Below are 13,692 nucleotides of genomic sequence, written 5' to 3' on the forward strand. Positions count from 1 at the left end.
ACCCCTGAGACGAGCCCTGCGAGTAGCCTGACGGGCATGGACACCCGCGCCGCCGCCCCCCGCACCTCCCGGACCCTCTCGCCCTCCGTGGGCGGGCCCGTCTGGGCACGGGCGCTGATCTTCGCGATCCCGGCGATCTGGCTCGGATTGCTCACCGGCATCTCGCTGATCGAGGCGCCGTTGAAGTTCACCGCCCCGGGCATCACCATCCCGCTGGGCCTCGGCATCGGGCGCCGCGTGTTCTTCGCGATGAACATGGTGGAGATCGCGCTCGCGGCCGTGCTCGTGCTCTCCCTCGTCAAGGCCCTCGGGCGGCCGCGCGGCATCACGGCCGGGCCCGGCCGGCTGTGGCTCGCTGGCCTCGCGGCCACGGCGCTGCTCGCGATCAAGGTGATCGCCATCCGCCCGTTCCTCAACCGCCGCACGGACATGGTCCTCGCCGGCATCGACGACGGCGGATCGCTCTGGCACTACGCCTACGTCGCCGTGGACGGGATGCTCATCCTCACCGTCATCGCGATGATCGTGCTCGCGGCGCGCCACCTCCTGGCCCGGACGGACTGAGCCCCACACCCGGACGAGCCCCGCGTGGTCGCTGCTGTCTCACCGGGACAGCGGCACCGACGCAGGGCTCCTTGCGTGGGGCTGTGGGAATCAGCCCGCGTAGGCGCCGCGCATCAGGACCGCGCCGCCGTCGACGCCCTTGGCGCCCTGCACGTAGTCCTCGCCGGCGGCCTGCGCCTCGTCCGTGATCCGGCCGATCCGGCCCATCTCCCACGCGTCGATCCCGGCGTCCAGCAGGGCGGAGATCGCCTTGCCGGCCACCTCCTCGTCCACCACGGCCACCATGCCCACACCGAGGTTGAGCGTGCGCTCGAGGTCCGCCTGGGGCACCCGGCCCAGCTCGCCCACGAGGCGGAACACGGGGGGCAGCGCCCACGTGTCGCGCTCCACGGTGGCCATGAGGCCCTGGGGGAGCACCCGCGCGAGGTTGGCCGCGAGGCCGCCGCCGGTCACGTGGCTGAAGGCGCGCACGGGGAGGTCGGCGCCGCCGTCGTGCCCGTTGAGGCGGGTCACGAGGTCCAGGCACGCCCGCGTGTAGATGCGGGTGGGCTCGAGGAGCTCCTCGCCGAGGGTGCGGCCGAGCTCGGAGACCTCGCGGTCCAGCTGCCAGCCGGCCGCGTTCACCACGCGCCGCACCAGGGAGTAGCCGTTGGAGTGGATGCCGGAGGAGGCCATGGCGATCACCACGTCCCCGGACTGCACGCGCTCGGGGCCGAGCACCATGTCCGCCTCGACCACGCCCGTCGCCGCGCCGGCCACGTCGTACTCGTCCACGCCCAGCAGACCCGGGTGCTCGGCGGTCTCGCCGCCCACGAGCGCCGTGTCGGCCAGTCGGCAGCCCTCGGCCACGCCGCGCACGATGTCCGCGATGCGCTCGGGCACGACCTTGCCGCACGCGATGTAGTCGGTCATGAACAGCGGCGTGGCGCCGACCACCACGATGTCGTCCACCACCATGCCCACGAGGTCCTGGCCGATGGTGTCGTGCTTGTCGAGGGCCTGGGCGATGGCCACCTTCGTGCCGACGCCGTCCGTGGACGTGGCCAGCAGCGGCTTGCGGTAGGCGGTGAGCGCGGAGGCGTCCCACATGCCGGCGAAGCCGCCGACGCCCCCCAGCACCTCGGGCGTGTGGGTCGCCTTCACGGCGCCCTTCATGAGCTCGACGGCGCGGTCGCCCGCCTCCACGTCCACGCCGGCGGCGGCGTAGGTGATGGGGGCGGCGTCCTGCGCGGCGGGGGCGGTGTTCTGGGCGTCGGTCACAGCGGGGTCCTGTCCGTCTCGGTGAGGAGGGCTTCGTCGTCGGAGTCGGGGCCGGGCTCGCACCCGGTGGAGGCCACGGTGGTGGTGCCGGAGCCGTCTGCGTCCACCACCTCGGTGGCCTCGGCGGTGATCGGGCTGTCCTCGAGCACGGCCTTGCCGCGCTGCTTCTCGTCGGCCAGCTCGATGGGGTACGTGCCCGTGAAGCACGCGGTGCAGAGGCGCTCGCGCGGCTGCTCGGTGGCCTCGATCATGCCGTCCTCGCTGATGTAGGCCAGCGAGTCGGCGCCGATCGAGGAGGCGATCTCCGCCACGCCCGCGCCGTTGGCGATCAGCTCGGCGCGCGTGGCGAAGTCGATGCCGTAGAAGCACGGCCACTTCACGGGCGGGGAGGAGATCTTCACGTGCACCTCGGCGGCGCCGGCCTCCTTGAGCATCCGGACCACGGCGCGCTGCGTGTTGCCGCGCACGATCGAGTCGTCCACCACCACCACGCGCTTGCCCGAGACCACGGAGGACTGCACGTTGAGCTTGAGGCGGATGCCGAGCTGCCGCAGCGTCTGCGACGGCTGGATGAACGTGCGGCCCACGTAGGCGTTCTTCACGAAGCCCTGCCGGAACGGGATCCCGGACGCCTCCGCGTAGCCCACGGCGGCCGGCGTGCCGGACTCCGGCACGGGGATCACGACGTCGGCCTCCACCGGGTGCTCGAGGGCCAGCCGGCGGCCCATCTCCACGCGGGACTCGTACACGGAGCGGCCGTTGATCGCGGCGTCCGGGCGGGCGAGGTAGACGTACTCGAAGACGCAGCCGGCCGGGGTGGGGTCGGCGAAGCGGGTGGAGCGGATGCCGTCCGCGTCGATGGCGATCATCTCGCCCGGCTCCACCTCGCGGATGACGGAGGCGCCCACGGTGGCCAGGGCGGACTGCTCGGAGGCCACGACCCAGCCGCGCTCGAGGCGGCCGAGCACGAGCGGGCGGACGCCGTGCGGGTCGCGCGCGGCGTAGAGGGTGTGCTCGTCCATGAACACGAAGCAGTAGGCGCCGCGGATCTTCGGGAGCAGCTCGAGGGCGGTCTCCTCGAGGCTCTTGCCCTCCTCGCCGTGCAGCAGCGCGGTCACCAGGGCGGTGTCCGTGGTGTTGCCCTGCTTCATCTCGCCGTGGGTGTGCCGGCCCTCCGCGGCCTGGACCATGCGCAGCAGCTCGGCGGAGTTCACGAGGTTGCCGTTGTGCGCCAGGGCCACGGTGCCGTCGTCGGCGGTGGCCCCGAGGGTGGGCTGGGCGTTGGCCCACTTGTTCACGCCGGTGGTGGAGTAGCGGCAGTGGCCCACGGCCATCGAGCCGGTCAGCGCCGTGAGGGTGTTCTCGTCGAACACCTGGGACACCAGGCCCATGTCCTTGTACACGGCGATGCGCTTGCCGTCCGAGACGGCGATGCCGGCGGACTCCTGGCCGCGGTGCTGCAGCGCGTAGAGGCCGTAGTAGGTCAGCTTCGCGACCTCCTCGCCCGGCGCCCAGACGCCGAACACGCCGCATTCGTCCTGGGGGCCGGCGTCCTGGGGGTCGAGGGCGGCCGTGAGGCGGCCGTCGCCACGCTTCATGCGTGCGGAGATCACTGCTGGGGGGTCCTTTCGGCGGGGGCGGCCGGGTCCTCGGGGAGGGAGGTGCCGGATTCACGACGACGGAGCGCGTCCGCCTCGTGGCGGTTCAGGCTGACGTCCGCCTGCGCGGGGTCGTCCGTGCGCTCGAGCACCACGGTGCGGACGGTGGTGCGCGAGCGGCGGTCCATCAGCAGCCACGCCAGCAGACCGAGCAGCGCCGCCGCCACGAGGCACGCGAGCGCCATGTAGCCGAAGGTGGTGCCGAACGTCACGGGCTGGCCCGAGTACGGGTCCGCCACGGGGGTGGGGGAGGCGTGCACGACAGCCGTGATCGCGAGGGCGGCCAGCAGGCCCAGCACGCCGGCCAGGGTGAGCACCGCGGCCAGGCGGGGGGCGCGGCGGACGACGTACGGGTGCCGGTCGGAGGCCCCCGCGTGGGCGCGCGGGGAGACGGGGGTTGGCTCGGAGCCGGATGTCATGCGGGCCAGTCTATCGAGCGGGCGGACGGGGCACGTCGCGGCGATCTCGCCTCGCGGGTGACGTGGCGCACCGCGCGTCTCACGGCCGGATCAGCGGCAGGTGCCCGGCCAGGTCGGCGCGGACGCCCGAGGCGCGTACGGCCCCGCTCTCGACGGCGGCCCCCCACTCGGTCAGCCCTGTCGCCAGGGACAGCCATGTCACGGCGTCCATCTCCACCACGTTCGGCGGGGTGCCGCGCGTGTGCCGAGGCCCGGGCAGGCACTGGGCCACGCCGAACGGCGGCACCCGCACCTCCACCGAGTTCCCGGGCACGCGCGTGGCGAGCTCCTCCAGGGCGAAGCGGACCGCCATGGCGCGCGTCGAGCGCGGGAGGGCGGCCGCGGCGGCGGGGTCCTCGTCGTGCGCGCGGGCCCACGCGGTGAGCGCCGCGTGGCCCTCGACGACGGGCACGCGGCGGCGGGGGACGGAGCCGGCGGTCATCAGTCGAGCAGCTCGAGCACGGGCCGGGCCAGGCGGATGGAGCCGACCTGCTTCCCGCCGCCCTCGATCGGCGGCACGACGCGGGGCAGCACCGCGGTGAGGCGCTCGTGGTCCACGTGCTCGGGGGCGACGTGCGCCAGCAGGGCCAGCGCGACGAGCGTGCCAGCGCGGTCGCCGCCGTCGAGCGCCTTGACGGCCGCGGCGGTGCCGTCCGGGGCGCCCATCACGAGGACGCCGTCCGCACCGAGCTTGGCGATCAGTCCGAGCTCCTCCATGACCACGGTGTTCGCCCGGCCCGGCGCCTGCACGGCCCACGGGTGCTCGAGCATCGCGTTCGCCACGGAGGCCGCGTGCATCTCGGCGTCGCGGCGGCCGGGGGCGCCGGCCACCTTCCCGATGCCGCGTGCCAGCCCTGCCAGGGACACGACGGCGGCCGGGGCGCCGCATCCGTCCACGCCCACGTGGGCCACGGGCTCGCCGCAGTACTCCTCGATGACCCTGGTGACCTCCGCCTGGAGGGGGTGGTCCAGCTCGAGGTACGTGCCGACGTCGTGCCCCGAGGCGACGCACGCCGAGAGGAAGCCGGCGTGCTTGCCCGAGCAGTTGTAGGCCAGCGGTGTCTTGGCCGCGCGATGCTCCACGTCCGCCACCGCGCGCAGGATCTCGTCCGCGTCGGCCGGCCATGCCGGCGGGCACTGCAGGGCGTCCTCGCCCAGTCCGGCGGCCTCGAGCACGCCCTGCGCGACGTCCCGGTGGCGGGCGGTGCCGCGGTGCGAGCCGCACGCCAGGGCCAGCTGCTCGCCCTCCAGGTCCGCGCCGTGGCGCAGCGAGGCGATGGCCTGGAACGGCTTGAGCGTGGACCGCGGGTAGATCAGCGCGTCCACGGGGCCGAGCGCGGCGAGCACCTCGTCGTCCGGGCCGGTCACGACGGCGGCGCCTGCCGTGCGGGACTCCACGAACCCGTTGCGGGTGACGTGGACGAGCTCGACGGCGTCGGCGAGGGCGAAGGTCTGACCGGCGGGGGCGGCGGGGGTCTGGGTCATGGCCCCACCCTAGCGACGGCCCCGGACGTGGGAGGCGTCCGGGGCATGCGTCGAGGGAGAGGAGGGTCAGTCCTGCAGCCGCCCGTCCACCATGGTCAGCGTCCGGTCCGTCGCCGAGAGGAACTCGTGGTCGTGCGTGACCATGAGGGTGGCCACGCCCTCGTCCCGGGTCAGCTCTCCGAGGAGGGCGACGACGGCGGCCGAGCGCTCGCGGTCCAGCGCGGACGTGGGCTCGTCCACGAGCAGCAGGGCGGGGGAGGCCATGAGGGCGCGGACGATGTTCACGCGCTGGCGCTGGCCGCCCGAGAGCTGGTGCGGGCGCTGGTCCGCCTGGCCGGCCAGGTCCACGCGTTCGAGCAGCTCCATGGCCCGGGACCGTGCGGCCTTCTTGTCCGCCCGCGTGGCGTCCTCGTCCAGGTGCACGGTCAGCTCGAGCTGCTCGCGGGCCGTGAGCGAGGCGATCAGGTTGGGCTGCTGGAAGATCATCCCGATCTCCTTGCCGCGCAGGGCGGTGCGCTCGGCGCGGGTCAGGCCCGTGATCTCACGGCCGGCCACGGTCACGGTGCCCGACGTCGGCGTGATGAGGCCTGCGGCCACGGCCAGGAGGGAGGACTTGCCGGAGCCGGACGGGCCGACCATCGCGGTGTAGGAGCCGGGGAGGAGGTCGAGGGACACGCCGTCGAGGGCGCGCAGCACGCCGTTGTCCCCGTCCGGGTACTCGAGGACGGCGTCCCGCACGGAGAGCGCGGGGGTGGCCCCGGGACGGGCGGCCGCGGCGGCGGGGGTGCGCCGGGCATCGAGGTCGGCGGAGCTCTCATCGGCGGCGGTGAGACGGAGGTCGGTGGCGGCGGTGCTCATGAGGGGGTCCTTCCGGGCAGGTCTGTGGGGGAGCGGGCGACGGTGGCGGGGCGTGGCTCAGTTGCCGCCGAGCGCGGTGAGCGGGTCCACGCGGGTCACGCGGGCCACGGCCAGCGCGGCGCCGAGCATGCCGAGCACGAGGACGCCGGCCGCGGGGACCAGGACGGTGGCGGGGTCCACGATGAACGGCGCGACGTTCGCCGCCACGAGGCCGAGGCCGAACGCGGCCGCGGTGCCGACGAGCACGCCCACGGAGAGGACGAAGGCCGCCTGGGTGAGCGCGTCGCGCAGGACCCATCCCGTGGAGCCGCCGAGGGCCTTGAGGACGGCGATCTCGCGGGTGCGCTGCACCGTCCAGATGGAGAGGAACGCGATGACCACGAGGGCCGAGATGCCGTAGAGGAAGCCCTGCATCAGCACGAGCGAGCCGTGCTCGGACGTGTAGGCCGGCAGGGCGTTGTAGGAGCCCTGCACGGTGGCGGCGGTGGTGTGGGCGGCGTCGTCGGCCGCGGTGGTCACCGCGTCGGCGTCCGCGCCGGCATCGAACGAGGCCAGGCCCACGGTGCCGATCACGTCGGCGTCGTCCGAGTGGGCCAGGGCGGCCCAGTCGCGCGTGGTCACCCACGCCACGGGGGTGTGGGAGTAGTAGGAGTCCGCGACGACGTCGACCACGGTCAGCGGCACGCCGGAGGAGGTGATGGTGCCGCCCTCGCCCTGGTGCAGCTCATCGGCGAGGGACTGGGAGAGGACCACGGTGCCCTCGGCCAGGCCGGCGGGGGCGTGCGGGGAGCCGGCCTCGAGCCCGAGCAGGGAGGCCGACGCGACGCCGGTGGTCGGCACGCCGTCCGTGTCCACGCGGGTGACGCCGTCGGCCGGGGCGAGGGCGCCGGGCGCGGGCTCGACCGCGTGCTCGAGGCCCACGAGCCGGCCCTGGCTCACGCCGGCGGGCTCGACGGCGGCGACGCCGTCGGTGGCCGCCCACGCGTCCCGGTGGGCGGTGGTGAACTCGGACTGCGTGAAGTCAGCGGTGGGCTCCTGGCCTGAGGCGCCGCCGAACACGATCCGTTGCACGCCCTGCTCCTCGAACGAGTCCAGCGCGGCGGTGTTCTGGTGGGCGAGACCCCCGGTGAGGCCGGAGAGCATGACGAGGAGCAGGGAGATCAGCGCCACCACGCAGCCCATGAGGGCGAAGCGGCCGGTGGCGAAGCGCAGGTCTCGCAGGGCGAGGAACATGGTGCGCGTCCTTTCGATGAGGGGTGTCGCGCCGGGGAGGAGGAGGCGCCTCCCGCCCGGCTGGAACGTCTGTTCCAGCCTCCCGCCGGGACTCGGTCCGCACATCGACCGCCACGGTTGATCCCGGGTCAACCCTTCGGTTGATCCCGTCCCTACCCCCTGCGGAACGAGGTGTCACGATGTGTGGGAATCCGCCTCGGATACCAACGTTTCGTGACACCTGCTTCGGGGGGCGGAGGGCGGGGGCCGGCGGCGTCCGCCGTAGGGTGGCGGCATGAGCAGCACCCCGCCTCCGACGACGACGTCCGCCCCCGTCGCCGAGGCCGGTGAGCCGTCGGGCACCGCGGCGGTGCTGGCGGGTCTGCGCGTGATCCTGCACGTGGCCTTCGCGGCCATGCTCGCCGTCGGGCTGGCCCGGGCGCTCGCGGGCGTGCGCGCGGCAGGCGCCGGCCAGACGCCCGGGCCGTTCACGACCGTCGTGCTGGTTGGCCTCTCCGTCGCGCTCGCCGCCGTGTACCTGGCCGGCACCGTGGTCGAGCGGCGGCGCTGGCGGCGTGGGGCCGACGTCGGCCGGGGCGCGGCGGCCGTGTGGCTCGCCGTCGTGCTCGGGCTGTGGGGTCTGCTCGTGGCGCACCACCCCGACGTCGCGTGGGTGGCGTTCCCGCTCTTCTTCGTGGTGCTGCACGTGGCCGGCCACGTCGCGGGACGGCACCGCCGCCTGGGCCGGGTGGCGGGCACCCTCCTCGTGCTCGCCATGGCCGGCGTCGTGGGGCTGAGCATGGCCGCGGCCGGCGAGGGGATGCGGCCCGCCGCCGTGATCGGCCCCCTCGTGGGGGCGGTGGTCGCGCTCGTGCTCTCGGGGGCCTACCGCGCCCTGCTCGAGGAGTCCGAGCGGCAGCGCGCCGTGGCCGAGGCGCTGCGGGCGACACGCGCGGACCTCGCGGCGAGCCAGCGCTCGGCGGGTGCGCTCGCCGAGCGCGAGCGCCTGGCGCGGGACATCCACGACACGCTCACGCAGGGCCTCGCCTCGATCGTGCTCGTCTCCCGCGCGGCGCAGGACGCACTGCGGGACGGGGACGCAGCGCTCGCGGGGGAGCGGCTCGAGAGCGTGCGCGCGACCGCCGCGGAGAGCCTCGCCGACTCCCGCGCCTTCGTGCGCGAGCTGCGCAGCGGGGCCACGGGCGCCGGGCTCGTGGAGTCCCTCGAGGCGGCGGTGCGGGCCTTCGCGGCGCAGCAGGCCGCGGCGGGGACGCCGGTGGCGGCGGACGTGGACGTCGTCGGGGAGGCCGTGCCCGTCCCGGAGGCCGTGGAGACCGCGCTGGTCCGGGCGGTGCGCGCGTCCTTGGCGAACGTCGGCCAGCACGCCGGTGCCGAGCGGGCGCGGGTGTCCGTCGCCTTCCTGCCGGGGGAGATCACGGTGGACGTGGCGGATGACGGCAGAGGCGTCGACCCCGCCGGGGTCGACGGGCGTCGTGCGGGCGGCCCGCGGACGGACGCCCCGCGGACGGACGGCTCGACCGGCGTCGGGCTCGCCGGGGTGCGCGAGCGCATGGCGCTGCTGGGCGGGGAGGCCGCGGTGGAGTCCGCGCCGGGGGAGGGCACCGTGGTCGCGCTGCGGGTGCCCCTGCCGCGGACGCCCAGCGGCCCGGCGCGCGAGGATGACCGGGGACCGAGCATGGAGGACGCATGATCCGCGTGATGCTGGTGGACGACCACCCCGTGGTGCGCGCGGGCGTGCGCGCCGTGCTCGAGGGGCACGAGGACCTCGCGGTGGTGGCGGAGGCCGCCGACGGCGAGGAGGCGCTGCGCGTGCTCGAGCGGGCCGCCGCCGAGACCGAGTTCGAGGCGGTCGGGGCGGCCGGGCCCGGCGTCGACGTCCTGCTCATGGACCTGCAGATGGGCGCCGGCATGGACGGCGTGGCGGCGACGCGCGCGGTGCGGGGCCGGTTCCCGGGGCTGCCGGTGCTGATCCTCACCACGTTCGACGCGGACGCGGACATCCTCGCCGCCCTTGACGCCGGCGCGGCCGGCTACCTGCTCAAGGACGCCAGCAGCGAGGAGATCGCGGGCGCCGTAAGAACGGCGGCGGCGGGACGGCGCGCGCTCGCCCCGGAGATCGCGGCGCGGCTCGTGGGCCGGGTGGCCGGGGACAGCGGGGCGCTGACGCCGCGCGAGATCGAGCTGCTCACGCTGATCGGCGGCGGTGCAACGAACCGGGCGGCGGCCAAGGCGCTGTTCATCTCCGAGGCCACCGTGAAGACGCACCTGGTGCACGCGTTCCAGAAGCTCGGCGTGGACAATCGGACGGCGGCGGTGGCCGAGGCGCGGCGACGGCGGGTCATCCGCTGAGGGGCGGACACCGCGGCGGGCCGGGACCTGCTGAAGAACGGGCGCGGCGGGCGGGTGCGGGGGCGGGCGCACCGGATGCGCCGCCGCCGTGCCTCAGCGGTTCCGCACGAACCGCGTGATGAGGGCGGCGGCCACGGTGGCCAGGGCGAGGATCACCGCGACCGTGCCCCAGCCGACCTCGCCCCGGCCGATCCCGAACAGGCGGAGGCTCCAGAAGCCGATGAGCGAGCATGTGAACAGGGTGGCCACGAAGATCCACGCCGTCCGCAGGCCGGGGCCTGGTCCGTCGGCGCGGCCGTGGTGGATGGGGGGCATCGTCATGGGCTCCACGGTAGGCGGCCCGCGCCCGGGGTGGCCAGGCGCCACCGCGTAGGCTGGAGCGCGTGAAGATCCTCGTGCTCGGCAACGGCGGCCGCGAACACGCGCTGCTCCGCGCCCTCTCCCGTGACCCCCAGGTCAGCGCCCTCCATGTGGCCCCCGGCAACGCCGGGATGACCGATGCCGCCACGCTCCACGCGGTGGATCCGACGGACGGCGCCGCCGTCGTCGCGCTCGCCCGCGAGCTGGACGCGGACCTCGTGATCGTCGGCCCCGAGGCCCCGCTCGCGGCCGGCGTCTCCGACGCGCTGCGCGCGGCCGGCGTCGCCGTCTTCGGCCCCTCGAAGGCCGCCGCCCAGCTCGAGGCGTCCAAGGCGTTCGCCAAGGAGGTCATGGCCGCCGCGTCCGTGCCGACCGCCGGGGCCCGCGTGTGCACCACCGCCGCCGAGGCCGAGGCCGCGCTGGACGCGTTCGGCGCTCCGCACGTGGTGAAGGACGACGGCCTGGCCGCCGGCAAGGGCGTGGTGGTCACCGAGGACCGCGCCGAGGCCCTGGCCCACGCCGAGGCGTGCTTCGCCGCGGGCGGCACCGTGGTGATCGAGGAGTACCTCGACGGCCCCGAGGTCTCCCTCTTCGTGGTGTGCGACGGCGAGGACGCGGTGCCGCTGAGCCCCGCGCAGGACTTCAAGCGCATCGACAACGGTGACGCCGGCCCGAACACCGGCGGCATGGGCGCCTACACGCCGCTGCCGTGGCTGCCCGAGCGATTCGTGGACGAGGTCATGGACCGCGTGGCCCGCCCGGTCCTCGCGGAGATGGCCCGCCGCGGGACCCCCTTCACGGGGGTGCTGTTCTGCGGCCTGGCCGTCACCGCGAAGGGCGTGCAGGTCATCGAGTTCAACGTGCGCTTCGGCGATCCGGAGACGCAGGCCGTGCTCGCCCGTCTCGAGACCCCGCTGGGCGGGCTGCTGGCCGACGCCGCCGCGGGTCGCCTCGGCGCGGACCGCGAGCTGGCCTGGAGCGCGGACACCGTGGTCGACGTGGTCATGGCCTCGGCCGGGTACCCCGCGAGCTCCTCGAAGGGGGACGTGATCGTGGGGATCGAGGATGCGCTCGGGCTCGACGGCGTGGACGTGCTGCACGCCGGGACGGCCGCGACCGAGGCCGGCGTGGTGACGAACGGCGGGCGCGTGCTGGCCGTCGTCGGGCGTGGGGCGGACCTCGTGGAGGCTCGCGAGCGGGCGTACGAGGGCGTGGAGCGGATCCGCTTCGAGGGCGCCCAGTGGCGCACCGACATCGCCGAGAAGGCCGAGCGCGGCGAGATCGCGGTGCCGGGTGCCGGCGCGGATCGCACGGCGGCGGGTGGCGAGCGCGCGGCGGCGGGCGACGACGTCGGGGGCGCGGGGGGGCGCCGCGGCTTCGACGGCGCCGAGGCCCTCGAGCTGGAGGGCTGGCGCCACGTGTACTCCGGCAAGGTGCGTGACCTCTACGAGCCGGCTGACGCCGAGCCGGGACGCAGTGAGACGCTCCTGGTGGTGGCCTCGGACCGCATCAGCGCGTACGACCACGTGCTGGCGCCGCCGATCCCCGACAAGGGCGCGATCCTCACGCAGCTGACGCTGTGGTGGTTCGAGAGGCTCGCGGAGGGCTGCAACGGCGCGGCGGCGTCGCCGTTCGAGCACCACGTGGTCAGCACGGACGTCCCCGAGGCCGTGGCCGGCCGGGCCATGGTGGTCAAGCGGCTGGACATGTTCCCCGTGGAGTGCATCGCGCGCGGCTACCTCACCGGCTCGGGCCTGGCCGAGTACCGCGAGTCCGGGACCGTGACGGGACTGCCGCTGCCGTCCGGGCTCGTGGACGGCTCGCGGCTGGACCCCGCGATCTTCACGCCCTCCGCGAAGGCCGAGGTGGGCGAGCACGACGAGAACATCACGTTCGAGCAGATGGCGGAGCGGGTGGGCGACGAGGCCGCGGCGCGGCTGCGCCACCTCACGCTCGACCTCTACACGCGGGCCGAGGCGATCGCGCGGGAGGCCGGGATCATCCTCGCGGACACGAAGGTGGAGTTCGGCGTGGACCCGACGACCGGGCAGATCGTGCTGGGCGACGAGGTGCTGACTCCGGACTCCTCCCGCTTCTGGGACGCCGACGACGTCGAGCCCGGGCGCGCGCCGGCCAGCTTCGACAAGCAGTTCGTGCGCGACTGGCTGACGAGCGAGGCGTCCGGGTGGGACCGTGCCTCGGGTGAGGAGCCGCCGGCGCTGCCGGCCGACGTCGTGGCCAAGACCCGCGCGCGCTACGTGGAGGCGTACGAGAAGCTGACGGGCCGGACCTTCACCCCCTGACCCGCCCCACCCCCCCGGCACTTTCGCCAGGGACATCGTCGTCTCCGTCCCAACTTCTTGGGATGGAGACGACGATGTCCCTAGCGAAAACAAGGAAGGGGGGCTGACGGCCGCGGGCTGCCGCTCCTGCACAGGGGCGGTCGTCGGGCGCGTCGTCCATGGATCGCGGCGCCGGCGCGCGGGGGAGACGTGGGCGCGGCCAGCATGCGGGGCATGGCACCCGTCGAGCCCGCGCCCCTCCCCGCTCCGCTTGCGCATTCCACGTTCCGGCTCACGGACCTGACCGCCGCGGGGTTCAGCGCCGAGCGAGCACGCCGCGCGGATCTCCGGTCGGTGACGCACGGTGTGCACCGCGCCACGGGCGCCGCCGTCGAGGACTGGCGGGCGCTCGGGCACGATGAGGACCCCGTGCCGTGGCCTCCGGAGGAGGCGGCCGCCGTCGTCCAGGAGGCAGGCGGGGTCCTCTCCCATCAGAGCGCGCTGCTGGTGCACCGCCTGGTGGTTCCCCGATGGGTGCGGCCTGACGGGCGTCTGCACATCAGCCGCCCCCATGAGCTCGGCATCTGCGATCGCGTGGGTGTGTGCACCCACGGCCGTGAGGTTCCGGCCGACGACGTCGTGGAAATCCACGGCATCCGCACCACCTCGGTGGAGCGGGCATGGCTCGACCTGGCCGCGCTGAGGCCGCGCGGGCCACGGGACCCCCTCGTGATCGCCGGAGACGCGCTGGTGAACCGGCCGTGGGCGGACGGCCAGCGCAGTGACCCCGTCACGACACCCGAGCGACTCCGAGAGGCCCTCCGCCGGACGGGCCGGTTCAAGGGAGTGCGCCTGGCGCGGGAGGCTCTGCACCTGGTTCGGGTCGGGGCCGACTCTCCACCGGAAACCGAGCTCCGCCTCGCACTGATCGACGCTGGGCTGCCGGAGCCGGAGCTTCAGGTGCCCGTTGATCCGCAGGATCGGTTCGCCCGCATCGTCGACCTCGGCTATCGGGCGTGGCGGCTGGCACTCCAGTACGACGGCGAGCACCATCGGTCCCGCGAGCAGCAGGCACGCGACGCGCGGCGCGACGGATGGCTCCAGGACCACGGGTGGCGCTCGCTGCGCCTCACCGCCGACGACCGGCTGACCGGCTTCGCACGGGCGATCGAAAGTGTCCGCCTC

General features: G+C 74.9%; 12 protein-coding genes and 1 pseudogene. 5 read left to right on the plus strand and 8 right to left on the minus strand.

What is annotated here, in order from left to right; genetic code table 11:
- Positions 1 to 36: 36 nt before the first annotated feature.
- Positions 37 to 564, plus strand: coding sequence for a hypothetical protein (locus AB0302_RS03095; RefSeq protein ID WP_319073798.1), 528 nt, complete (start codon positions 37 to 39; stop codon positions 562 to 564).
- 90 nt (positions 565 to 654) lie between these two features.
- Here AB0302_RS03095 and purM read toward each other — a convergent pair whose 3' ends face one another.
- From purM to AB0302_RS03130, 7 genes are all read right to left on the minus strand, one after another.
- Positions 655 to 1,824: a phosphoribosylformylglycinamidine cyclo-ligase gene (gene purM, locus AB0302_RS03100; RefSeq protein ID WP_298712564.1), complete on the minus strand. Its 1,170-nt coding sequence runs from the start codon at positions 1,822 to 1,824 to the stop codon at positions 655 to 657.
- Positions 1,821 to 3,422 carry an amidophosphoribosyltransferase gene (purF, locus tag AB0302_RS03105; RefSeq protein WP_366370528.1) on the minus strand — a complete coding sequence of 534 codons (1,602 nt, stop codon included), beginning with the start codon at positions 3,420 to 3,422 and terminating at the stop codon, positions 1,821 to 1,823. The genes purM and purF overlap by 4 nt, the downstream gene beginning before the upstream one ends.
- A gap of 11 nt (positions 3,423 to 3,433) precedes the next feature.
- On the minus strand, positions 3,434 to 3,901 hold the full coding sequence (locus AB0302_RS03110) for a hypothetical protein (protein ID WP_366370498.1): 468 nt from the start codon (positions 3,899 to 3,901) through the stop codon (positions 3,434 to 3,436).
- A 79-nt stretch (positions 3,902 to 3,980) separates the two neighbouring features.
- Positions 3,981 to 4,382 carry a sterol carrier family protein gene (locus AB0302_RS03115; RefSeq protein ID WP_366370499.1) on the minus strand — a complete coding sequence of 134 codons (402 nt, stop codon included), beginning with the start codon at positions 4,380 to 4,382 and terminating at the stop codon, positions 3,981 to 3,983.
- On the minus strand, positions 4,382 to 5,425 hold the full coding sequence (locus tag AB0302_RS03120) for an asparaginase (RefSeq protein ID WP_366370500.1): 1,044 nt from the start codon (positions 5,423 to 5,425) through the stop codon (positions 4,382 to 4,384). Before AB0302_RS03120 ends, AB0302_RS03115 begins: the two co-directional genes overlap by 1 nt.
- A 66-nt stretch (positions 5,426 to 5,491) precedes the next feature.
- On the minus strand, positions 5,492 to 6,283 hold the full coding sequence (locus AB0302_RS03125) for an ABC transporter ATP-binding protein (protein WP_366370501.1): 792 nt from the start codon (positions 6,281 to 6,283) through the stop codon (positions 5,492 to 5,494).
- Positions 6,284 to 6,340: 57 nt separating this feature from the next.
- The gene (locus tag AB0302_RS03130) at positions 6,341 to 7,516 is read right to left on the minus strand and encodes an ABC transporter permease (protein WP_298712576.1); all 1,176 of its coding nucleotides are present in this window, start codon (positions 7,514 to 7,516) and stop codon (positions 6,341 to 6,343) included.
- A 274-nt stretch (positions 7,517 to 7,790) separates the two neighbouring features.
- On the opposite strand from AB0302_RS03130, the gene AB0302_RS03135 reads away from it, so the two are divergent.
- Both AB0302_RS03135 and AB0302_RS03140 read left to right on the plus strand, forming a co-directional pair.
- Positions 7,791 to 9,206, plus strand: coding sequence for a sensor histidine kinase (locus AB0302_RS03135; RefSeq protein ID WP_366370502.1), 1,416 nt, complete (start codon positions 7,791 to 7,793; stop codon positions 9,204 to 9,206).
- Positions 9,203 to 9,865 (plus strand): response regulator transcription factor, encoded by a 663-nt coding sequence (locus AB0302_RS03140; protein WP_248116387.1) that lies wholly within the window; start codon positions 9,203 to 9,205, stop codon positions 9,863 to 9,865. The genes AB0302_RS03135 and AB0302_RS03140 overlap by 4 nt, the downstream gene beginning before the upstream one ends.
- Positions 9,866 to 9,958: 93 nt before the next feature.
- On the opposite strand, the gene AB0302_RS03145 is transcribed toward AB0302_RS03140, so the two are convergent.
- Complete coding sequence (locus AB0302_RS03145) at positions 9,959 to 10,186, minus strand: hypothetical protein (RefSeq protein WP_248116389.1); 228 nt, start codon at positions 10,184 to 10,186, stop codon at positions 9,959 to 9,961.
- A 62-nt stretch (positions 10,187 to 10,248) separates the two neighbouring features.
- Here AB0302_RS03145 and purD point away from each other — a divergent pair, with 62 nt between their 5' ends.
- Positions 10,249 to 12,528 (plus strand): phosphoribosylamine--glycine ligase, encoded by a 2,280-nt coding sequence (purD, locus tag AB0302_RS03150; protein ID WP_366370503.1) that lies wholly within the window; start codon positions 10,249 to 10,251, stop codon positions 12,526 to 12,528.
- A 213-nt stretch (positions 12,529 to 12,741) separates the two neighbouring features.
- Positions 12,742 to 13,644: pseudogene (locus tag AB0302_RS03155) on the plus strand (DUF559 domain-containing protein); the annotation flags it as partial.
- Positions 13,645 to 13,692 lie beyond the last annotated feature (48 nt).

Source organism: Micrococcus sp. NPDC078436 (assembly GCF_040702705.1).
Lineage (GTDB): Bacteria > Actinomycetota > Actinomycetes > Actinomycetales > Micrococcaceae > Micrococcus.